Below are 22233 nucleotides of genomic sequence, written 5' to 3'. Positions count from 1 at the left end.
ACCGGATCACATCACCCTGTAGTTGGGGCTTTCACGCGTGATCTGAACGTCATGCACATGGCTTTCCTTCAAACCGGCCCCGGTGATCTTAACGAAATTGCAGTTCTTGCGCATCTCTTCGACCGTGCCACAGCCGGTATAGCCCATGGCCGCCCGCAGACCACCGACCAATTGGTGAACAACCGCGCTGGCCGAGCCTTTGTAGGGCACCTGCCCCTCGATCCCTTCAGGCACCAGCTTGTCATTGGCGGCGTCCTTCTGGAAATACCGGTCCGCAGACCCACGCGCCATCGCGCCCAGGCTGCCCATGCCACGATAGGATTTGAACGAACGGCCCTGATACAAGATCACCTCGCCCGGGCTTTCGTCTGTCCCTGCGATCATCGAACCAACCATGGCGCAGGACGCACCCGCCGCAATCGCCTTGGCAAAATCGCCCGAGAACTTGATGCCGCCATCGGCAATCACCGGAACGTCCCCGGCGGCAGCCGCACAATCCATGATCGCGGTCAGCTGAGGCACGCCAACACCAGCCACCATCCGGGTGGTACAGATCGATCCCGGCCCAATGCCAACCTTGATCGCATCCGCCCCCGCATCGATCAGCGCCTTGGTCGCATCCGCCGTGGCCACGTTGCCTGCGATGATCTGAACCTCATTCGACAGGGTCTTGGCCCGTTTCACCGCATCCAAAACGCCTTGCGAATGGCCATGGGCGGTGTCGACAACAATGATGTCCACACCCGAATCGACCAGCAACTCGGACCGTTCAAATCCGGCATCGCCAACCGAGGTTGCTGCCGCGACGCGCAGACGTCCAAGGGTGTCTTTACAGGCAGTTGGGTTCAGGACCGCCTGTTCGGTGTCTTTCAGCGTCAACAGTCCGGTCAGCTTGCCTTCACCATCGACAACCAGAAGTTTCTCGATCCGGCGAGCGCGCATCAGGCTTTTGGCCTCTTCCAGATCCGCAGGCTCTTGCAGCATCGCCAGATTGTCCGAGGTCATCATCGCGTGGATCGGCGTGTCGTCCGAGGTCGCAAAGCGCATATCGCGGTTGGTCACGATGCCAACAACACGGCCCTGATCGTCCACCACAGGAAAACCGGTGAAATTATACCGCTGCACCAGCGCCTGCGCGTCAGCCAGCGTCTGATCCGCGCGCAGCGTGACCGGGTTGTAGACGATCCCCGATTCGAACCGCTTGACCCGGCGCACTTCGCGGGCCTGTTCCTCGACCGAGAGGTTCTTGTGGATCACCCCGATGCCACCCGCCTGCGCCATCGCAATCGCCATGCGCGCCTCGGTCACCGTGTCCATGGCCGAGCTGAGCAGCGGGATGTTCATGGTGATCTGCCGCGTCACACGCGTGCTGGTATCCGCCGTTGCAGGCAAGACCGAGGATGCCCCCGGCACCAAGAGAACGTCATCAAAGGTAAGCGCCTCACGAATCTGCATCTGTTCACCCCATGCAAAAGCCCGTTTGGCGGTGACCCTATTGCATGGATCAACCCTAAGGAAAAGCCCCTGACCCCAAGTTGTTGCCAAATGTCGGGGAATGCCGCGCCCAAAACGACGCTGGTTGATCAAAACCTGCCGCTGAATGGCCTTTCCCTTTGCGCATAAACTCATATCTTGCGCCGCATACGCGCGAATACAAAGGCAGGCCATTCATGACCACCGACCCTCTTGTCGTCTTCACCCCATCCGGCAAACGCGGGCACTTTCCCGTCGGCACCCCGATTCTGACCGCAGCGCGCCAGTTGGGCGTCGATCTGGATTCGGTCTGCGGCGGGCGCGGTATCTGTTCGAAATGCCAGATCACGCCAAGCTATGGCGAGTTTCCCAAGCATGGCGTCACCGTATCCGAAGACGCGCTAAGCGAATGGAACGCGGTTGAGCAGCGCTACGACGACAAGCGCGGCTTGAAACCCGGTCGGCGTCTGGGCTGTCAGGCATCTGTTCAGGGCGATGTGGTGATCGACGTCCCGCCCGAAAGCCAGGTACACCGCCAGGTCGTCCGCAAGGCCGCCGCCGCGCGCGCCATCACCATGGACCCGGCGACGCGCCTGTATTTTGTGGTGGTCGAAGAGCCCGACATGCATTCCCCCACCGGCGATCTGGAGCGCTTGGAACGCGCCCTGCGCCAGCAGTGGAACATCGACGCCGTGACCGCCGATCTGTCGCTGATGTCCAAGCTGCAACCGGTTCTACGCAAAGGGAAATGGGAGGTCACGGTCGCCGTCCACAAAGGCCACAAGGACACGGTGGGCCGTATCGTCGAGATCTGGCCCGGCCTGCATGAACACGGCCTCTATGGTCTGGCCATCGACCTCGGCTCGACCACAATCGCCGCGCATCTGACCGATCTGGAAACCGGCGAGGTCAAGGCGTCCTCGGGCCTGATGAACCCGCAAATCCGGTTCGGCGAAGACCTGATGAGCCGTGTGTCCTACGCCATGATGAATCCCGGCGGCGATGCCGAGATGACCAGGGCCGTACGCGAGGCGATCAACGACCTGACCACCTCGATCGCCGAGGAGGCCGGGATTGACGCCGCGCTGATTGTCGAGACGGTGTTTGTCTGCAACCCGGTCATGCACCACCTGCTGCTGGGCCTCGATCCGGTCGAGCTGGGACAGGCCCCCTTTGCGCTGGCGACGTCGGAATCCATGTCCCTGCCCGCGCGAGAGATGGACCTCACCGCGATGAACCCGCGCGCGCAGGTCTACATCCTGCCCTGCATCGCGGGCCATGTGGGCGCGGACTGCGCCGCCGTGGCCCTGTCGGAAGAGCCGGGCAAATCCGAGGATCTGGTGCTGATCGTCGACGTGGGCACCAATGCCGAGATTCTGCTGGGCAACACCAGCCGCGTTTTGGCCTGTTCCTCGCCCACCGGGCCTGCGTTCGAGGGCGCTCAGATCAGTTCCGGCCAGCGCGCCGCACCCGGTGCCATCGAACGGATCGAGATTGATCCTGTCACAAAAGAACCCCGGTTCCGCATCATCGGGTCGGACAAGTGGTCCGACGAGGACGGCTTTGACAAGGACATCGGCACCACCGGCATCACCGGCATCTGCGGGTCCGGCATCATCGAAGCCGTTGCCGAGATGCGCATTGCAGGGCTGCTGGACGAAAGCGGCCTGATCGGGTCGGCCGAGCAGACCGGCACCCCCCGCTGCGTGCCCGAAGGCCGCACCCACGCTTACCTTATCCACGACGCCAGCGCCGAGGGCGGCCCGCGCATCACCGTCACCCAAGGCGACATTCGCGCCATCCAGCTTGCCAAATCCGCGCTCTATGCCGGTGCACGTTTGCTGATGGACGAGATGGAGGTCGACCGCGTGGATCGCGTCGTTCTGGCGGGCGCGTTTGGCGCCCATATCTCGACCAAACACGCAATGGTTCTGGGTATGATCCCGGACGCGCCGCTGGACAAGGTCACAAGCGCGGGCAACGCCGCTGGCACCGGCGCACGGATTGCGCTCTGCAACATCGGCTCACGCGCCGAGATCGAACGGGTCGTGCGCGAGATCACCAAGATCGAAACCGCCATCGAGCCGAAGTTTCAGGACCATTTCGTCGCCGCCAACGCCATCCCGCACAAAACCGACCCGTTCCCGGAACTCGGTCAGGTCGTCACCCTGCCCGCGCCCAGCTTTAACACGGGCGGCGCAGACGCCGAAACAGGCGGAGGCCGTCGCCGCAGACGTCGGGGTTAAGCCCAAAAAAGACCACGGTCGCGACCTGCTTCGAATTTCAGGTCGCGACTCCGCGCGCAAATGTACGAGCGGGCGGCAGTATTTTGGTCCGATGGGGAAAACTCTGGAGCGGGTAGCGGGAATCGAACCCGCGCGTTCAGCTTGGGAAGCTGACAGGCTACCATTACATCATACCCGCCGCGTGGAAGTGGATAGCACCACCGGGAACCGGGGTTCAAGCGGGATTGTCACCCGGCTCGCCTCAAAACTCACTCGGTGCGCGCGCGCAGGCTTTCGATCAGCGTCTCATCGACATCAAGCGCCTCGCACGCGGCATCCAGTGTTTCGCTGTCCAGATGGCGCGGGTTCAGGTCAACATCCTTCGAAAATGCATCAACAATAGCCTGCATCGCCTTGATACGCGCATATTTTTTGTTGTTTGCCGGTATTACGTGCCACGGCGCGTTCTGGGTCGAGGTGCGGGCCAGCATCTCGTCCACGGCCACCTCTGTCTCGGCCCATTTTTCGCGGTTTCGAAAATCTTCGTAGGTCAGTTTCCAACGTTTCAGCGGGTTTGTGAGCCGTTCGGTGAATCGCTCCATCTGCTCATCCTGCGAGATGTGGAAGAACAGCTTGATGATCCGCGTGCCGTCGTCCGTCAGCATCCGTTCAAAGGCGTTGATCTCGTCATAAGCCGCGCGCCAGCGACGTTCGGGCGTCAATTTCTCGATCCGTTCGACCAGAACACGCCCGTACCAACTGCGATCAAAGGCCGAGATTGCGCCCGAGGGCGGCAGACGCTCCCAGAATCGCAACAGGTAGTGGCGATTGAGGTAATAATTCCGCGGCGCGCCAATGGGCCAGACCTTGAAGCTGCGCGGGTCCAGCGCCTGGCTGATCCGTCGGATCGTGCCGCCCTTACCCGCCGCGTCCCAGCCTTCAAAGACGATCACGCCTTTCAGGCCATGGAACAGAAACGCCTGCTGGACGATGGCCAGCTTGGCCTGCAGATCGATCAACTGGTCGAAATAGTCTTTCTTTCCCAACTTACTGGTCAGATCCGCGTCCGAGAGTTTCGGGGGGTGATGTTTGGACATAGTGACCACCTTTTTACGTGCCGACGCCGTCGTCACTGTTCCCGGAACAGGTCCATATTGCAAGGAAATGCGCGGCTGTTAGGTGTGGTGGTCACTCAGAGGGTATTCCCGACTTACCTCTGAAACACGTGCTTATCCGGCTGTGGTCAAATCCTGCGCCAACATCAGGGCATTGTTGTCCGGGTCGTAGAATGTTGCGGTGCTGACCATGCCTTCAATGGTTTCGGTTTCGCCATCGAACCGCACTCCGGCCCCTTCCAGCGCAGTTCGGGCCGCTGCAATGTCGGCCACGCCAAATACCGGCACGATGTTGCCCGGCGCTGGTTCTGCCTGCTCACCCAATCCAAGGGTCACGCCTTGGGTCTTGGTTTGCATTTCGCTCCACCCGGCTTCGTCAATGTGGTGGATCAATTCGAAGCCAAGTTTATCGCCATACCATTCCGCGCTTGCATGACGATCACGAACCGAGATTGCGAGCGTAATCGTGTTGTCCAGAGAAATCAGGGCCATTGCGCTTTCCTTATGTCTGAAATTATATTAACTATACTTTATGGACATTGCGACACTTGTCAAGCTGACCTCTAGGGCGTGGTCGTTGAACATTCTGGCAGCGCTGCATTCTGGGGTTCCGGGCCGTCAGGCCCCATTGCTTGCCGCGACCAGTGCAAGCCGGACGTCCTTTGCCGCCAGTCTGGATCATCTTTTTCAGTTGGGCCTGTTGGAAAGAAACCCGGGTCACGGTCACCCCCTGCGACCCGAGTTCAGATTGACCGCAGAGGGCGTGAAGGCCGCCGAGATCGCAAGCAGAATTGTGGCGACCGTTCCTGATGAGACCGAATTCACCTTGCTGAGGCGCAGTTGGTCAGTTCCGATACTGGCCTTGACGGAAACCCCGCAGCGCTTTTCGACCATGAAAACAACGCTGGCCTCGATCACCGATCGCGCCCTGTCATCCGCGCTGCATCAATTGGAAGAGCGTGAGTGGATCCAGCGGGATATCGATCTATCCGCTCGGGCACCCTTCCCCACCTATTGCGCAGTGAACACCGGGGGCGAGATCAACCGGGCCATCGGGCTTCGGCATTGACGAAAAAAGGCCGGGCAAATGCCCGGCCTCTGAATTTTGCGATAGCCTTTGGATCAGGCGCGCCGGCGGCGGCCACCTCCGCGGCGTCCGCGGCCTTCGCCCTCGGCGCCGGGCGCTTCGGGCGCTTTGTTGAACCGGATCCACTCGCCGCCATGCGGGTCATTGTTGGTCAGCAGGTTGGCGGCGCGGATGGCCTCCATTTCCTTACCGGCGCGCGGCAGGGTGGAACCCAGACCGAACATTTGCACGAAGGTCTCATCATCCATGCCTTCGGGCAGGATGATACCAGCGGCAGCGACTGCCTCTTTCTTCTCGGCAATCTTTTTCTGCGTCACCGGCAATGCAACCGGGTTCATGATCGCCGAGGTCATGCCAGCACCCATTGCCATAGGCAGGAAGGCGTTGTTGATACCGTGACGGTTCGGCAGACCGAATGAGATGTTGGACGCACCGCAAGTGGTGTTCACACCCAGTTCCTCACGCAGACGACGGACCAGAGCGAACACCTGCTGGCCTGCGGTTGCCATCGCTCCGATGGGCATGACCAGCGGGTCAACCACGATGTCATGTGCGGGAATGCCGAAATCGGCGGCCCGTTCGACGATCTTTTTAGCGACGTCAAAGCGCACATCAGGGTCTTCCGAGATGCCAGTATCGTCGTTCGAGATCGCCACAACCGGCACATTGTACTTTTTGACCAACGGCAGAACCAGTTCCAGACGCTCTTCTTCGCCGGTGACCGAGTTCAGCAGCGGGCGGCCCTCAGCCGCTTCAAGACCGGCTTCCAAAGCACCCGGAACCGACGAGTCGATGCACAGCGGGACATCGACCAGACCCTGCACCAGCTCGACGATCTTGCGCATCAGCGGTGGTTCGGTCTCGTTCGGGTTGGGGTTCGAGTTGTAGACAACGCCTGCGTTGATATCCAACACGGTCGCGCCTGCCGCAACCTGTGCCAGCGCGTCTTTTTCCACGGTCGAAAAGTCGCCCGCTTCCAGTTCAGCCGCCAGTTTCTTGCGGCCTGTGGGGTTGATCCGCTCGCCGATCACGCAGAACGGTTCGTCAAAGCCCAGAACGGCAGTTTTTGTTTTTGATTCTACGACTGTACGGGTCATATCCGTTCCTTAGGAGTTTGCAGGCTTTGCCGAAGCGCCGCCGTTATTGATCGCCCAGTTGGCGTTGGTCTTGATCCCGCCCAGCGGGAAGAAGTGGACGTTGGTGATGTTGAAATCCGGGTTGGCCGCTTTGTGGTTGGCCAGTTCGGTGATCACATCGGTCGGCTCATAGGGCAGCAGCAGCTTGGACACGTCCATGGCGCGTTTCTGCAGAACCTTCAGCGAGGGGCCAACACCGCAGGCGATGGCAAACTTGATCAGCGTCTGCAGCTTGGCCGGGCCTGCGATACCGATATGGACCGGGATGTCGATCCCCGCCTCTTTCAGGCTGTCGGCCCATGCGATGATCGGCTTGGCGTCAAACGCAAACTGGGTGGCCAGAGCCATTTCGGCGTCGGTGGTTTCGCTGAACTTCTGTTTCCAGCGCAGCGCATCGTCGACATTTTTGGTCGAGCCGTCCGGGTCGATGTCCTTGTTGCCCTCGGGGTGGCCGGCAACATGCAGGCGCTTGAAACCCGCCTTGTCGAACAGACCGGATTCCAGCAACTGCATCGAGCTGTCAAAATCACCATGCGGATTGGCAACGCCACCTGCCAGCAGCAGCGCCTGCTCGACGCCCGCTTCGCCCTGATACATGGAAATCCAGTTCTCCAGCGTCGCCGCGTCCTTGATGATACGCGCCGGGAAGTGCGGCATGACCGGATAGCCCTCGGCCGCGATACGCTTGGCGGTCTTGACCATGTCTTCGATGGGCGTGCCCTCGATATGGGCGATGTAGACGCGGGTGCCTTCTGGCAGCAGCGCGCGGAAATCTTCGACCTTTTCGGCGGTGCGGGGCATCACCTCGATCGAATAGCCCTGCAAGAAGGCTTCGACGGTCGGATTCACCGGCCCGTTTTCGACCGCATCACGTTTCTTGAAGTTCAGCAAAGCCATTGCGGCCTCCCATAGCTGTCTCGGGCTCATGCCCAACCGTCATTGGCGATCAGCGCTTTGATGCGGTCCTGATCGTATTCCGTTTCCAGACGCACGGCCTGCGCCTCGGCAATCTCGGACGGGTCGCCCTCAACCGCGAAAGGCTCGGCCTTGCGCCATTCGGCCAGATAGGCATCACTGTCCTTGGCGTTCACCTTCATGGCAGCCCGGTCGATGGCTTGCTCGAACCGTTCTTCCAACTGCCGCTTGGCCCCACGACGGCCCTTGCCGACAATGACCTGAGCGGGAATGTCGCGCCAGTAAACGATGGTGACGTCAGGCATTGCTGTGATTCCTCCTAACCCGATGGGGCGGTTCTAAACTTCAATCTGGGCTCGGGTCAGTCGATTTTCGACACCCAACGCTTTCCAAACGACGTTTTTGCCCAGGGTGGTGTACCGGGCTTTTACACGGGGCCCCTGCAATTGCGCATATCATAATCCTCAATTCACCATGAAACCGCTTCATAAAACCAAAAACCCCGGACGGGAAACCGCGTCCGGGGCATGTTTTTAAGGGTCCAGAGGGGTTAACCCACCAGTCCGCCATCTTCGCGAGTCACCGCGATGATCGCCGAACGTGGCACTGCATCGCCCCCTTCAGGCCAGTGGCTGTTGCCGTCCTCGCCCGGGTGCTGGATGCCCACGAACATGGTGCGACGATCCGGAGACCAGCTGAGGCCGGTGATTTCGCATTCATTCGGACCAACCATGAAGCGACGGATTTCACCGGTGACCGGGTCGCCTGCCAACATCTGGTTGTTGCCCTGCCCTTCGAAATCGCCTTCGTTGCCATAGTTGCCGTCGGTCTGGATCCACAGCAGGCCGTTGCTGTCGAATTTCAGACCATCGGGCGAGTTGAACATATTGTCGGCGTTGACGTTGTCCGAGCCACCATAGGCGTCCTGATGCACATTGGGGTTACCCGCCAGCACATACAGATCCCAAGCAAAGCCCGAAGCAGTGTGATCGCCACCATCCGGACGCCAGCGCACGATCTGGCCGTAATTGTTGGCCTCGCGCGGGTTGGGACCGTTGACCGAGGTGTCGTCACCCCCGGCATTCGGTTTGACGCCCCGGTTCTTGTTGTTGGTCAGACAGCAATACACCTCGGCCACGTTCGGGTTGGCAGCAACCCATTCCGGGCGGTCCATGGTGGTCGCGCCAACGGCGGAGCCTGCCTGACGGGTGTGGATGCTGATCTCGGCTTGCGAGGCCAGACCCGTTGTCTCGGGCGTCAGATCCAGCCACTCACCGGTGCCGTCGTCATTGAACTTGGCGACCGACAGGGTCCCGTTTTCCAGCAGGGCGTTGGTGTCCACGCCAGCGGCATACACACCGTCCGAGACAAAGCGATACAGAAACTCGCCGCGTTCATCATCGCCCATATACACGACAACACGACCGTCATTGTTAACGACCGCTTCGGCGTTTTCATGCTTGAAACGGCCCAGGGCGGTCAGTTTGCGCGGGGTCGAGCTGGGATCGGTCGGGTCGATCTCAACCACATAACCGGCGCGGTTCGGCTCGTTTGGGTTTTTCGACACATCAAAACGGTCGTCGATCTTGGCCCAGCCATAGCCCCAGTCGCTGGCCGAGACGCCATAGCGCTTCAACTCAGCGCTGACCTCGTGGTTTTCGTCTTCTGCCGAGAAGTAGCCGTTGAAGTTCTCTTCGCAGGCCAGGTACGTGCCCCACGGGGTCATACCGTTGCCGCAGTTGTTCCAGGTGCCTTTCGACGTGGTCCCGGTCGGATCAGCAGCGGTTTTCATCAAATCATGAGCAGCTGCGGGGCCGGTGATCGTCATATCGGTCTGCGGCGTGATGCGGCGGTTATACGGGCTGTCCTTGACGATGCCCCATGTACCGTCGGTGTTGGCGATCTCAACCACGGTCACGCCGTGGGCCATCATGCCCTTGGCGACGTCGTCGTCCGAGGCTGCTTTGGCATCGGGGTTGTTGCCCCACAGAATGTCGCGGTTGGTGTATTCGTTGTTTACCACCAGCAACACGTGCCCGTCGTGATAGAACACGTCCTGACCATCGGTATTGTCGCCAAAGGCGCGCTCCTGACTGGCAGCCGTCCCACGGGTCGCGTGATCGAATTCGGGCGCATCAGACCACAGCGGGTCGCCCCAACGGACCATGACCTCGGCCTTGTAGCCCGGCGGTACGATCACGTCGTCTGCGGTGGATACAGGGATCGCCTCGAACGAGAACCGGTCCGCCGCTGCGCGCGCGCCAGAAGGAATAAGCGCGCCACCAACGGCGGTGAAGCTGCCCATGGCCAGAACGCCGCCCAGGAATCCGCGACGCGACAAGGCGCGTTCGACCACGCGATCAAATTCACATTCTTCGGGACGTGGGTTTACGACCTCATCGTATTCATCAAAGGACAGGGTGCGTTCGTCTTTCATGGCAATCTCCGTATCTGGCTGAAAGCTGGTAGAGAATCCCGTATCGGGGATCCCGCGCGGGGATCGCATTCCAGTATGAACGCTGTGTGACACTCACGTTAAATTCAAAATTGAAATCACTTGCGCGTCGGCGATCCCCCGCCTAGGGTCAAATTAACTCGAAAATCGGAGGGCGTGACGAATGGCGCCCAAGCGTCCCAAAGGTGCGGGCGCGTTCCCGAAGGCGGTCGAAAGCCCCGCGCCGGCAAGACCCGATCCAGATGCGCTGTATGCCGCGCTGGATCTGGGGACAAATAGCTGCCGCATGTTGATAGCCCAACCCAAGGGTAGCGGGTTCCATGTGGTCGACAGTTTCTCCAAATCCGTGCAGTTGGGCGCGGGTCTGGAACGGACCGGGCGGCTGTCCCGGGCCTCGATGTCGCGCACCGTTCAGGCGCTGCGCATCTGTCAGCAAAAGCTGAAACGCAACAAGGTCAAACGCATGCGTTTGGTCGCCACCGAAGCGTGCCGCCGCGCCAAGAATTCGCGCGATTTCATCCGTCAGGTGAAGCGCGAAACCGGCCTGACGCTTGAGATCATCCAGCCCGAGGAAGAGGCGCGTCTGGCTGTCATTTCCTGCGCGCCGCTGGTTTCGACCAAGACCGAGCAATTACTGGTCGTCGACATAGGCGGAGGCTCGACCGAGTTGGTTTGGATCGACATTTCCTCGGTTCCGCGCCGCGACCGTCCGGCGGCAATCATGCGCCTCCACAATGGGTTCCACACTGCCGACAGCCCGTTTCCCGCCGCCAAGGTGGTGGATTGGATCAGCGTTCCCTTGGGCGTCGCCACGCTGCGCGATCAGTTCAACGACGTCGAGGATGACTCGGCCCGTTTCGCCTTGATGAGTTGGTTTTTCGAAGAAAATCTGGCCGATTTCGCCCCCTACAAGGACGAACAGGCCCGCGCCGGGTTTCAGATCGTCGGCACCAGCGGCACAGTCACAACGGTTGCCGCGTCCCATCTGGGGCTGAAGCGATACGATCGTACCAAAGTGGACGGTCTGCGCATGACCAGCGATCAGATTGACAAAGTCATACGCGGGTATTTAGAACTCGGCCCTCACGGGCGCCGCCGCGACCCCCGGATCGGGGATGACCGGCAGGCCCTGATCATGTCCGGCTCGGCCATTTTGCAGGCGCTGCTTCGATGCTGGCCCACCGACCGCCTTTCCGTGGCGGACCGGGGGCTGCGCGAGGGTCTGCTTTATGCGCAGATGAGTGCGGACGGCGTATTGGAAGACGGACCGTTCTGATGGCGAAGACACCGAGTGGCAAAAACACCTCAGGCCGTGGGCAACGCGACCTGAAGGTCAAGGTGAAGACTGCGCGCGGGCGCAAGCTCAGCTCGACCCGCTGGCTCGAGCGGCAGTTGAATGACCCCTATGTGAAACGCGCGCAGGCCGAGGGTTATCGCGGGCGCGCGGCGTTCAAGATATTGGAACTGGACGAGAAGTTTCGGTTTCTGGTGCCCGGTGCCCGTGTGGTTGATCTGGGCTGCGCGCCCGGAGGCTGGCTGCAAGTGGCCGTCAAACGGGTGAACGCGCTGGGCGAGAAAAGTGGCAAGCGGATCGGAACGGTTCTGGGCGTCGACCTGCAAGAGGTTGAACCGGTGGCCGGAGCCACAGCGCATGTGCTGGATTTCATGGAAGATGACGCCGATCAAAAGGTCAAAGACTGGTTGGGCGGCAAGGCCGATGTGGTGATGTCGGACATGGCCGCCGCCTCGTCGGGCCACAAACAGACTGACCATCTGCGGATCATGGCGCTGTGCGAAACCGCTGCCTACTTTGCGTTCGACGTGCTTGAAGAAGGCGGCACGTTTGTTGCCAAGGTTCTGGCCGGAGGGGCCGAGGGCGATTTGCAGAAGCTGCTGAAGCAGAAATTCGACAAGGTTGCCAACGTCAAACCACCCGCATCGCGTTCAGACAGTTCCGAAAAATTCGTGGTGGCAACCGGGTTTCGCGGCTGACGTTAATCTTCCAGCGAGATCTGGCCGGGCAAACGCTGCTCTCTCAGCGATGCGGTTGCGATGCCTTGCAGCATCAGACCTTCCCCGTGGTTCAGATCAACCGGCTTTTGCTCGCGCAACTGCGCGATCCGCTGGTCAAGCGAGACCCATTTCCCCCGTGGAATGGGCAGTTTCTTTGAATGCTCCGACATATTGCCACCTTTGACTGCACCTTAGGCCGACACCTTCGACCTAAGGGTTAACGTCAGAATTTGCCGGGATAATGGCGCGATGCGGGCAGGCAGATGCCAATGTTATGGCCCGATTTGTCTGGACAATTCTTGCAGGTTTGGGTCGTCCGGGATGCGCCCCAGGCCTTCTATCAAGACCTCACGCGCGGCATCCGGCCCCCGGTTGATCTGTGCCAGTTGCACCAGCATCGGCCAGGCCTCGGCCCGTTGGGGATCAAGCGTGACAACCTCGCGAAACGCCCGTTCGGCGGCGGGTGCATTGCGGAAGGTCAGCGCCATGCCGCCCAGCACCATATGGGTCTCGGGGAAATCCAGCCGGTTGGCAATTGCGCCCTGCCATTCGGACATCGCTTGCCCGGCCAGGGCCTGCTGATCCGGTGTCAGGGCTTGGGGTGGAATGTTCAGGAACTCTTTCGCTGCTGATATACGCACATTGCGTAGCCGGTCGGATAAGAGCGGTTCAAGTCGCTGCACCTGATCGAATGGAGATGCCTGACGCTGCAAGGTAACCGCATTGGCACGAACTAACGGATCGGCATCCGCCAACAGTGCAACCGTCGCCTCTGCCAAGTCTGCAGAGCCAAACGGTTGCAAAAGATAAGCTGCCGTGGCCCGGACGATGCCCGGCTGTGCGGGGTCGAGAGCAATGGCCAGCAACCCTTCGGGGCTGTCTGCCTGCCCCGCCATCGCCGGGGCAAAGGCCGACCCGAAATGCGGGCCGCGATGCGATGAATTCGGAAACCATTCTTCAATCCGGGCGGTTGCCCATGGCTGATCCCTGTCCACATGGCAATCGGTGCAGGCGTCCTGTCCAAGCCCCAAATCCGGGCGCGGCACGCGGAAACTGTGATCGCGGCGACCATCGACGCCCATATAGACACGTTCGATCATATGACAGGTTTTGCATTGCGCACCCACGCTGTCCTTGGGGTGGTGGTGATGCGCAGGCGTGTCGTATTCCTTGCGCGCCAAAGTCGGAAAATCGGGGTTGCCCGCCGGGGAATGGCATTGCGTGCAAACGCCATTACCATCGGCCCGCAGCTCGGCGCTATGGGGTTCGTGGCAGTTCAAACAGCCAACGCCCTGCGCGTACATCTTCGATTGCAGGAACGAGCCGTAAACATAAACCTCGTCCAGTATCTGCCCGTCTGGGTGATAGGTTCCAGGCCGCAGCAGGGCCAGATTATAGGCATCGTGATAGGGCGTGCCGGGCAGAGGGTTGCCTTGCTCATGCGCCTCGCGCCGGGAATGGCACCCGGCGCATTGCTGGATTTCCGCCTCGGTCTGGCCCCTGCCCCATGACATCAGAAAGCCAGACTCGCTTAGACCTTCTGCAACCGATTTTCCGCCAACCCAGTCGATATGCGCCGAGCCCGGACCATGGCAGGCCTCGCACCCGACACCGATTTCGACCTGACGGGACTGATAGGTTCGGCTTTGCACGTCATAGTTCTTTTCGAATCCTGTGGCGTGGCATTCGGCGCAGCGTGCGTTCCAGTTCTTATAAGGCCCGGTCCAATGCAGCCCGTCATCCGGCGGCAGGTCCTGATCGGGATAGAGGTGGAACCAACGCTTGTTTTCGGTGTCCCAGACCACATCAAAGCTTTGCAATCGTCCGGGTTCGGTTTCGAACAGATATTGCTGCAAAGGCTCGATCCCGACGACGGAATGCACGTCATAGCTGGTCGTTGCGCCATCTTTCTCGGTCACATCCGCATAAGGCGTCGCACCACGATAACCGAAGCGGACCGACATGTCGTCATGTTCGAACACCGTGCCGTCAAAATCCGCGACCAGCGCCCCGTCTTCAATCCCGGCCCAGGCCAGTGCGTGATGGGATTGGGCCCAGGCGGCTGTTTCTTCGGTATGACAATCGGCGCATTGCTCGGATCCAACATATGATGGGGTCTGAGCGTAGGCGATCCCGGATATCAACACGGAAACCGCAAAGGCGAGCCACTTCATGCGCTGTCATCCTCGCTATGCAGGTCCATCAGCGCGCCGTTATATTCCGCGCCCAGGATCAGGATCGCTGCGCAAAGGTACAGGAAGATCAGGGCGGCCATGGCCCCGGCCAGACCGGCATAGGTGGCGCTGTAGCTGGCGAATTGGGCGATATAGATCGAAAAGGCCCAGCCGCCGCCGCCCAACAGCAGCAGGGTCAGCACCACGCCCGGAAGGATCTGCATCACCCGGTGGCGCCGCGTCGGCAGAACAAGATGCGCCAGCAGTATGGTCGCCACCGGCACGGCCACGGTAAAGGTCCAGCGCAGCCGGTCCACCGAAAGCCAAGTCGAGACATCCACGTCCGTATGCTTGGACACCAGCGTTGTGTAGACGGGCAGCACGACCTCGACCGCAGCGACGATCAGAATGGCGGCCCCGCCCAGAATGACCAAAACGATACACAGCAGCCTCGTCTTCCAGAACGGCCAGCTGTCCCGGTCGTGATAGGCCTGATTCATCGCAGCCCGCACCGCCGCCACCCCGTTCGAAGCAAAATACACCGCCAGCAAACCGCCGATCGTGATCACGCCCGAGCTTGACCCCTGAAGAACCGCCCGCAGTTCGGACACAATCGGGCCAGCCACATCCTGCGGCCACGCGCCGAAAATCAGGTCGATCAACTCGTCCGTCACATAGCCTTGCGACAACGTCCCTGCCAGCGCCACGGTGAACAGTACAAACGGAAACAACGCCATCATCATCGACATGGCGACATGGCTGCTCATGACAAAGCCGTTTTTCTCGCTGAACCGCCGAAACGCCAGAAACAGCGCTTTGATCAGACGGCCGGATAGTAGAATCGATGGTTGCGACATTCTGAAACCCTAGCCCGCCCGCAGCCCCGGTAGAACCCGGGAAGTCGTAAATCCCGATATATAAATAACTGACTGCATTGCATAAACTTACCCAGCTGTGCAGGATCAGGACAACCCGACCCGCTTTGCATGCGCCCGCCCTATCATAGTTCAGGTTTGCGAATGACCCTTGATCCAAACAGCCCGAAAGATCGCTATCGCCCCAGCCTGTCCGTGGTACGCGACAGTTGTATCATCGCAGCTCTGGTTGTTTTGGGGCTGTATGCGGGTGCCGCTTTTCTGATTCCGTTGACGATGGCCCTGTTGATCAATGTTCTGATCATCGCGCTCAGCGACCGGGTCATTGCGGTGACCCGAGCCCCCGTCTGGCTGGCCAATATTGCCGGAGTAACTGTGGTTTTGGCCGGTTTGTTCATGATCATGTATATTCTGGGCAGTCAGGCGACACAGTTCGCCCGCAGCATCAACACGTATGAGACCCAGTTCGATGATGCGGTGAACCGCGTGGCGGGGCTGGTGGGCAGTGATGTCACGACCTTCATTCGCGACAATCTGGTCAGTATCGACATGTCTTATCTGGCGCGGCTGTTGCTGGGCAGCGCGACCTCGCTGCTGAATCAGTTCTTTCTGATCAGCCTTTATGTCGCGTTCCTGATGGCCGAACGACTGGCCTTTCGCAAGAAAATCCAACTGGCCGCAGGCAACCCCGAAACCGGCAAAGAGTTTTCGGCGATGCTGGATGCAATTTCATTCAGCCTGCAGCGTTATGTGGGGGTCAAAACCCTGATCAGTCTGATCACGGCGGGCATCAGCTACACCGTCTTCCGCATCCTCGGACTGGAATATGCCGAAACATGGGCGGTTCTGACCTTTGCGCTGAACTTCATCCCCTCGATCGGGTCGATCATTGCCGTGGTCTTCCCGGCCATGATCGCGCTTGTGCAATTCGAAAGCATCGGCCCGTTTCTGGTGGTGGTTCTGGGCTGCGGCACCATCCAGTTCCTGATCGGCAATTTCGTAGATCCGGCGATGCTGGGCCGGTCGCTGAACATGTCCACGTTTCTGGTCGTTCTGGCCCTGATGTTCTGGACCACCGTCTGGGGCCTTATCGGAGCGTTCCTGAGCGTGCCGTTAACCGTTTGCATCCTGATCGTATTCAGCCACATCCCCGCCTTGCGCCCGGTGGCCATCCTGATGTCGCTGGACGGGCGACTAGGGGATGATCAGCCCTGACCTCAGCTTTGGCAAAGCGCGATCAGAGCCGGGCGGTCCTGTAGCTTGAGGCGCCCATAGCCGCCAGCAATCAGGCCCTGTTTGATCAGCCGTTGCAGCGTCCGGTGCAGCGTCGGCGGGGATACGGCGATCATCGCGGCCAGTTCCTCTTGCGAAACCTGTAGCCAGCCATCGGCGTCTGCGGCAACCTCCTCCAGATGCAGCAACCGCAGGATCAGACGCTTTTCCGTACCCGTTACGCCAAGGTTGGCAATGATCCGCAGGGCTTTTTGCATGTTTTCATGTGACAACACATAGAAATCGCGCAGGTATTCCGGGTTTTGCTGCACCATCCTGTCCAGCATGGCCGACGGAAAAAACAAGGCCTCGGTGTGCTTTGTCGCGACCACCCCAACCAGCCGGTGCGCGTTGGCAAACAGCGCCAGATCACCGACCCAGAACCCACGCCCTTCCTGATGCAGAACGTACTCCTGCCCGTCATCCGCAGGGGTGGTCAGCCTGACACCACCATCCAGCACGCCATGAATGCCGTCTGCCGGATCACCGTGGTTATACAGCGCTTCTCCGGCCTCATACCTGCGGTGTACGGCGCAGGCCATCAACGCCGTTCGGAACCCGGCAGACCGGGTTTGCAGCCAATTTGAATCTTGCAACGGCTTGAGATCAGGTTTGTTTTTTAACATCGGTATATTTGAAAATCATCATGTGATAAGTTTTGGCCCATGCTGTTGGCCTAATTTGGTGCCAAGCGATTCCTGCGCAAGCTGGGCTTGAACAGGACGTTTACAGCTATCCGCAGAGTAGTCGATCCGGCTCTCGACGTTAAAGCACAAAAAATTCTCTCGGGCGGTTCTGCCCGCAAATTCAGGAGCAAGACATGCGACCTTCTATTCAATTGGTGGAACACTGGCGTACTGGGATACGCCGCGCAGCCGTCGGTGCGCTTTCGGTGCTTTTGGCCTTGCCCGCCTGGGCGCAGGATCAAAAGCCAAACATTCTGGTCATCTGGGGTGACGATATCGGTCAATCCAATATCTCGGCCTATACGATGGGCCTGATGGGGTATCGCACACCCAATATCGACCGTGTCGCCAAGGAAGGGATGATCTTTACGGATTACTATGGCGAGCAGTCCTGCACCGCCGGGCGGTCGTCATACATCATGGGGCAATCGGTTTTCCGCACCGGCCTGTCCAAGGTTGGTCTGCCCGGCGCGAAAGAAGGCATGCAGGTCGAAGATCCTACCATTGCCGGCCTTTTGAAAGACCATGGCTATGTCACCGGTCAGTTCGGCAAGAACCATCTGGGTGACCGGGATGAACATCTGCCCACAAACCACGGATTTGATGAGTTTTTCGGCAATCTCTACCACCTGAACGCCGAAGAAGAACCCGAACACGAAGACTATCCCGGTGACGCGATCCTGCCTGACGGACGCACCTTCCGCGAAGCCTATGGTCCGCGCGGCGTAATCCGCTCCTCCGCCGGGGGCGAGATTCAGGACACAGGTCCCCTGACCCGCAAACGGATGGAGACGGTGGACGAGGAAACGCTGGAAGCCGCTGTTGAGTTCATTCGCGAAGCCAACGCCAACGGGACGCCGTTCTATGTCTGGTGGAACGGGACGCGGATGCACTTCCGCACCCATGTGAAAGACGAGATGCGGCAGCAGGCCAATGAGATCTTTGGCGGTCCGGCGGACGAATACACCGCTGGCATGATCGAACATGACATGCATGTTGGCCAGTTGCTTGACCTGTTGGACGAACTGGGCATCGCCGACAACACCATCGTGCATTACTCGACCGACAACGGACCACACTACAACACCTGGCCCGACGCGGCCTCGACCCCGTTCTGGGGTGAGAAGAACACCAACTGGGAAGGCGGCTGGCGCGTGCCTTCGATGGTGCGCTGGCCCGGACAGATCGAGGCCGGTTCCGTCAACAACGAAATCGTGCATCACATGGACTGGCTGCCGACCTACCTGGCCGTTGCCGGTGACCCCGAGATCAAGGACAAGCTGAAAGCAGGCTATTCCTCGCCCGCGATGGGCCGAGACTACAAAGTGCATCTGGATGGCTACAACATCCTGCCCCTGCTGACTGGTGAGACCACAGAAAGCCCCCGTCGCGAGATCTTTTACTTCACCGACGATGGCGATCTGTCGGCGTTGCGCTTTGACGACTGGAAACTGATCTTCCTTGAGCAGAAAGCATGGGCAACCTTCCGTGCGTGGATGGAGCCGTTCACCGAACTGCGCGTGCCGATCATCGTCAACCTGCGCCGCGACCCGTACGAGCGTGGCTATCGCACCTCGAACACCTATTACGACTGGATCCTCGACCGGGCGTATTTCCTGGTGCCGGCGCAGCAATATGTGGGCAACTTCCTGAGCACCTTCCAGGAATTCCCACCACGCCAGAAAGCCGCCAGCTTCAGCCTGGATCAGGTGATGGAAAAGCTCAGCACACCGACAGGCAATTAAGTTCGCTTGCCACTCAGGGGGCCGCCGATGATGGCGGCCCTTCCTTTATTGAACGGAGTAATTCTCATGCTGCGATTGACCGCTGTTGTGTCCGCGCTTGCCCTGCCCCTGATGGCACAGGCTGACCCGCTGCCAAGCTGGCAGGATACCGATGCCCGCACCCGGATTATCAACTTTGTCGAGGGCGTGACCGATCCGGATGGCCCCGCCTATGTCACCCCATCCGACCGGATTGCCGTGTTCGACAATGACGGCACACTTTGGGCAGAACAGCCCGTCTATTTTCAGTTCATTTTTGCCATGGATCGCCTTGCGGACATGGCCGAGCAGGATCCGTCGATCCTGACAACGCCTGCCCTGAAGGCCGCCGCCGAAGGCGATCTGGCCACGATCCTGCAAGGCGGTCATGACGCGCTGATCGAGGTCGTCAATGCCTCGCATTCCGGCACCAGCGTTACCGAGTTTCAGGCCGCCGTGGCCCAATGGCTGGAAACGGCGCGCCACCCGGATACTGACTTGCCTTACGATCAAATGACCTATCAGCCGATGGTCGAGCTGCTGCGTTATCTGCGTGACGAAGGGTTCACCACCTATATCGTCTCCGGCGGCGGCATCCATTTCATGCGGGTCTTTGCCGAAGATGCCTATGGCATTCCCCCTCATCAGGTGTTGGGCACCTACGGCAATACCAGTTTCGACCATGTCGATGGCGTGCCCACCGTGGTCAAGACGCCGGGCATCGCTTTCATTGATGACAAGGAAGGAAAGCCGATCAATATCGAACGCACCATCGGCAAGCGACCGATCCTTGCGGGTGGAAACTCGGACGGGGATTTCGCGATGATGGAGTGGGTTACCGCAGGCGAAGGGCCCAGATTGGGTGTCCTGATTCATCACACGGATGCAGACCGCGAATGGGCTTATGACCGCGAAAGCCCAATTGGCAAGCTGGTCGATGGGTTGGCCAAAGGCCCAGATATGGGATGGGTGATCGTGGATATGGCGCAGGACTGGTCTCGCGTCTACACTGGGGCGAACTAAAAACCACCCGGATCCTGGAACCTTATGTGGACACTGCTTGTTTCGACCGCCGTTTTTGCCCTGTACGTAACGGCGGTCGTGTTTTCCGTTCGCGCCGCGCAGACCGCCCGAACCCCGCAAGGTGCGGTGGGTTGGGTGGTCTTTCTGGTCTCGGCCCCGTTCTTTGCGGTGCCTATGTACCTGTTTCTGGGCCACCACCGGTTTCGCGGCTATCGCATCGCACGACAGGAAAGCGAGCGTGTGGTCGAAGGCATCAAAAGCTTTGCGGATTATTCCAAGCCCGACCCGTCCACGATGTCGATCAACCCCCGCCCGTTCGAGTTTCTGGCGCACCTCCCGGTGTCGCGCGGCAACGGGGCCGAGTTGCTGATCGACGGGCAAGCCACGTTTGATGCGATCTTTGACGCCATCGATGCGGCCAAAAACTACATCCTAATCCAGTTCTACATCGTACGCGCCGATGATCTGGGTCTGAAACTGCAGCAAAAGCTGATCGCTGCCGCAAAACGCGGCGTGCATGTCCGGTTCATGACCGATGCTGTGGGCAGTTACGGGCTGCCGACCGAGTATCTTGAGACCATGCAGACTGCCGGGATCGACGTAGCCAATCCCAAAGATCAGCGCGGGCCGAATTTCCGGTTCCAACTCAACTACCGCAACCACCGCAAGACCGTGGTGATCGACGGCGAGATCGGGTTTATCGGCGGGCATAATGTCGGGGTCGAGTATCTTGGCCAAAGCAAGCATTTTGGCCATTGGCGCGACACGCATATCAAGATGACCGGGCATATCGTCCGGCAGCTGCAACTTATCTTCACCGAGGATTGGCATTGGGCCCGCGACGAAGACCTGATCGACGAAGTGGATTGGGCCGGAACCGAGTCCGAGCAGGATATGAACGCCCTGCTGGTCGCAACCGGGCCCGGAGACGATACCGAAACCGGGGCGATGCTGTTCTTTTCCGCCATCGCCGAGGCGAAGGAACGGCTGTGGATCGCCTCGCCTTATTTCGTGCCCGATATCGACATCATGACCGCCCTGCAACACGCGGCCATGCGTGGCGTCGATGTACGAATCCTGGTACCCGACATGATCGATCACCGACTGCCCTGGCTTGCTGCCTTTGCCTATTTCGATGAGGTTCGCGACTGCGGCGCACGGGTGTTTCGTTATACCGACGGGTTCATGCACCAGAAGGTGTTTGTCGTTGATGACACGCTGGCCGCGGTTGGAACAACAAATCTGGACAACCGTTCCTTCCGCCTGAATTTTGAGGCGATGGCCCTGTTCTTCGATCAAAGGGCAACGCAAGCCGTTGAACGGATGCTGCTGGCGGATTTCGAGAACTGCTATGAACTCACCCGGTCTTTGCAACAACAACCGGCCCATATCCGGTTCGGCGCTCCGCTGGCCAGGCTGTTTGCGCCCATCCTTTAGGAAAAGAACCGTTCCTGAAACACGCGGGTCATCAGGGCCACCATATAGGCGGTGGACAGGCCAAAGGCCAAAAGCCCCGCGACTGACGCGAACGAGCCGAAAATTCGCAACGCCTCGCCCAAAACGATGTCGCCATAGCCCAGCGTGGTGAATGTGACCAACGAGAAATAAAGCGCCGTGTTCCAGTCGGGCAGCACCTCAAGCAGGACCCACACAACCGCCCAGATCCAGACCTGAATGGTGTGTGTCAGAACAATGAACACTAAGGCCATTGCAATCGGTGCAGCAGTCGCCAGAAAAAGCCCGCTTTTGGACCATTTCGGCTCCATCCTCATGATGACGATAGTGCACCAGGTCAGCAAAAAGATCTCGACCACAAAGCAGAGCCCCAGAAAGGCACTGCCCCATACAATCTGGTGCAGCAAGCTCATGTTTTTTCACCCTGAATTGCAGTAATGACTCTGTCAGCCAGAATGGCCCGTGCCGCGCCTTGGCACAAGCCCGGTTGGCGGATTTTGCCCCTGCGGCGAAACGCACCGGGGGTCGGTCTGCACTGGACATAGGTCAAAACTGTTGCACATCCT

Annotated in this window: 20 protein-coding genes and 1 tRNA gene; 8 read left to right on the top strand and 13 right to left on the bottom strand. The window is 59.7% G+C overall.

Annotated elements, in window-relative coordinates; translation table 11 throughout:
• Positions 1–6 precede the first annotated feature (6 nt).
• Entirely contained in the window at positions 7–1455 is a 1449-nt protein-coding gene (gene guaB / locus ACR0AC_RS07685; RefSeq protein ID WP_170450584.1) for an IMP dehydrogenase, read from the bottom strand.
• Between the two features lie 215 nt (positions 1456–1670).
• On the opposite strand from guaB, the gene ACR0AC_RS07680 reads away from it, so the two are divergent.
• Positions 1671–3719: an ASKHA domain-containing protein gene (locus tag ACR0AC_RS07680; protein ID WP_480872686.1), complete on the top strand. Its 2049-nt coding sequence runs from the start codon at positions 1671–1673 to the stop codon at positions 3717–3719.
• Between the two features lie 104 nt (positions 3720–3823).
• Here the strand turns inward: ACR0AC_RS07680 and ACR0AC_RS07675 are convergent.
• The 3 genes from ACR0AC_RS07675 to ACR0AC_RS07665 all read right to left on the bottom strand — a co-directional run bounded on the left by ACR0AC_RS07675 (position 3824) and on the right by ACR0AC_RS07665 (position 5305).
• Positions 3824–3897: transfer RNA gene (locus ACR0AC_RS07675), tRNA-Gly, on the bottom strand.
• A gap of 70 nt (positions 3898–3967) precedes the next feature.
• Entirely contained in the window at positions 3968–4795 is an 828-nt protein-coding gene (locus tag ACR0AC_RS07670; RefSeq protein ID WP_480872684.1) for a polyphosphate kinase 2 family protein, read from the bottom strand.
• 132 nt (positions 4796–4927) lie between these two features.
• The gene (locus ACR0AC_RS07665) at positions 4928–5305 is read right to left on the bottom strand and encodes a VOC family protein (protein WP_480872682.1); all 378 of its coding nucleotides are present in this window, start codon (positions 5303–5305) and stop codon (positions 4928–4930) included.
• A gap of 85 nt (positions 5306–5390) precedes the next feature.
• Here ACR0AC_RS07665 and ACR0AC_RS07660 point away from each other — a divergent pair, with 85 nt between their 5' ends.
• The gene (locus ACR0AC_RS07660) at positions 5391–5882 is read left to right on the top strand and encodes a winged helix-turn-helix transcriptional regulator (protein WP_480872680.1); all 492 of its coding nucleotides are present in this window, start codon (positions 5391–5393) and stop codon (positions 5880–5882) included.
• A 53-nt stretch (positions 5883–5935) separates the two neighbouring features.
• Here ACR0AC_RS07660 and ACR0AC_RS07655 read toward each other — a convergent pair whose 3' ends face one another.
• The 4 genes from ACR0AC_RS07655 to ACR0AC_RS07640 form a co-directional block, all read right to left on the bottom strand.
• Complete coding sequence (locus ACR0AC_RS07655) at positions 5936–6997, bottom strand: methyltetrahydrofolate cobalamin methyltransferase (RefSeq protein WP_170450574.1); 1062 nt, start codon at positions 6995–6997, stop codon at positions 5936–5938.
• Positions 6998–7006: 9 nt separating this feature from the next.
• Complete coding sequence (locus tag ACR0AC_RS07650; protein ID WP_170450572.1) at positions 7007–7933, bottom strand: methylenetetrahydrofolate reductase; 927 nt, start codon at positions 7931–7933, stop codon at positions 7007–7009.
• A 26-nt stretch (positions 7934–7959) separates the two neighbouring features.
• Complete coding sequence (locus ACR0AC_RS07645; protein ID WP_170373668.1) at positions 7960–8256, bottom strand: virulence factor; 297 nt, start codon at positions 8254–8256, stop codon at positions 7960–7962.
• Between the two features lie 245 nt (positions 8257–8501).
• Positions 8502–10388 carry a PhoX family protein gene (locus tag ACR0AC_RS07640; RefSeq protein WP_480872677.1) on the bottom strand — a complete coding sequence of 629 codons (1887 nt, stop codon included), beginning with the start codon at positions 10386–10388 and terminating at the stop codon, positions 8502–8504.
• 181 nt (positions 10389–10569) lie between these two features.
• Here ACR0AC_RS07640 and ACR0AC_RS07635 point away from each other — a divergent pair, with 181 nt between their 5' ends.
• Both ACR0AC_RS07635 and ACR0AC_RS07630 read left to right on the top strand, forming a co-directional pair.
• Entirely contained in the window at positions 10570–11682 is a 1113-nt protein-coding gene (locus ACR0AC_RS07635) for a Ppx/GppA phosphatase family protein (protein WP_170518736.1), read from the top strand.
• Entirely contained in the window at positions 11682–12398 is a 717-nt protein-coding gene (locus ACR0AC_RS07630) for an RlmE family RNA methyltransferase (RefSeq protein ID WP_170450566.1), read from the top strand. The genes ACR0AC_RS07635 and ACR0AC_RS07630 overlap by 1 nt, the downstream gene beginning before the upstream one ends.
• 2 nt (positions 12399–12400) lie before the next feature.
• Here the strand turns inward: ACR0AC_RS07630 and ACR0AC_RS07625 are convergent, their stop codons facing one another.
• The 3 genes from ACR0AC_RS07625 to ACR0AC_RS07615 form a co-directional block, all read right to left on the bottom strand.
• Positions 12401–12589 (bottom strand): hypothetical protein, encoded by a 189-nt coding sequence (locus ACR0AC_RS07625; protein ID WP_170450564.1) that lies wholly within the window; start codon positions 12587–12589, stop codon positions 12401–12403.
• A 102-nt stretch (positions 12590–12691) separates the two neighbouring features.
• Positions 12692–14593: a cytochrome c3 family protein gene (locus ACR0AC_RS07620; RefSeq protein WP_480872675.1), complete on the bottom strand. Its 1902-nt coding sequence runs from the start codon at positions 14591–14593 to the stop codon at positions 12692–12694.
• Complete coding sequence (locus tag ACR0AC_RS07615; protein WP_170450560.1) at positions 14590–15450, bottom strand: YihY/virulence factor BrkB family protein; 861 nt, start codon at positions 15448–15450, stop codon at positions 14590–14592. The genes ACR0AC_RS07620 and ACR0AC_RS07615 overlap by 4 nt, the downstream gene beginning before the upstream one ends.
• Positions 15451–15612: 162 nt before the next feature.
• Here ACR0AC_RS07615 and ACR0AC_RS07610 point away from each other — a divergent pair, with 162 nt between their 5' ends.
• Positions 15613–16683 carry an AI-2E family transporter gene (locus ACR0AC_RS07610; protein ID WP_480581072.1) on the top strand — a complete coding sequence of 357 codons (1071 nt, stop codon included), beginning with the start codon at positions 15613–15615 and terminating at the stop codon, positions 16681–16683.
• A gap of 2 nt (positions 16684–16685) precedes the next feature.
• Here the strand turns inward: ACR0AC_RS07610 and ACR0AC_RS07605 are convergent, their stop codons facing one another.
• Complete coding sequence (locus tag ACR0AC_RS07605) at positions 16686–17336, bottom strand: Crp/Fnr family transcriptional regulator (protein ID WP_480581070.1); 651 nt, start codon at positions 17334–17336, stop codon at positions 16686–16688.
• A 224-nt stretch (positions 17337–17560) separates the two neighbouring features.
• Here ACR0AC_RS07605 and ACR0AC_RS07600 point away from each other — a divergent pair, with 224 nt between their 5' ends.
• The 3 genes from ACR0AC_RS07600 to cls all read left to right on the top strand — a co-directional run bounded on the left by ACR0AC_RS07600 (position 17561) and on the right by cls (position 21649).
• Complete coding sequence (locus ACR0AC_RS07600; protein ID WP_170450554.1) at positions 17561–19171, top strand: arylsulfatase; 1611 nt, start codon at positions 17561–17563, stop codon at positions 19169–19171.
• 66 nt (positions 19172–19237) lie between these two features.
• Positions 19238–20212 carry an HAD family hydrolase gene (locus ACR0AC_RS07595; RefSeq protein WP_170450552.1) on the top strand — a complete coding sequence of 325 codons (975 nt, stop codon included), beginning with the start codon at positions 19238–19240 and terminating at the stop codon, positions 20210–20212.
• A 24-nt stretch (positions 20213–20236) separates the two neighbouring features.
• On the top strand, positions 20237–21649 hold the full coding sequence (gene cls, locus ACR0AC_RS07590) for a cardiolipin synthase (protein ID WP_480872671.1): 1413 nt from the start codon (positions 20237–20239) through the stop codon (positions 21647–21649).
• Here cls and ACR0AC_RS07585 read toward each other — a convergent pair.
• Positions 21646–22080: a potassium channel family protein gene (locus ACR0AC_RS07585; RefSeq protein WP_170450548.1), complete on the bottom strand. Its 435-nt coding sequence runs from the start codon at positions 22078–22080 to the stop codon at positions 21646–21648. The genes cls and ACR0AC_RS07585 overlap by 4 nt on opposite strands.
• Between the last annotated feature and the right edge of the window lie 153 nt (positions 22081–22233).

It is taken from the genome of Ruegeria sp. H7, assembly GCF_056532945.1.
The sequence above is the reverse complement of the archived record's forward strand: the minus strand, read 5'-3'. Positions and strand labels throughout refer to the sequence as shown.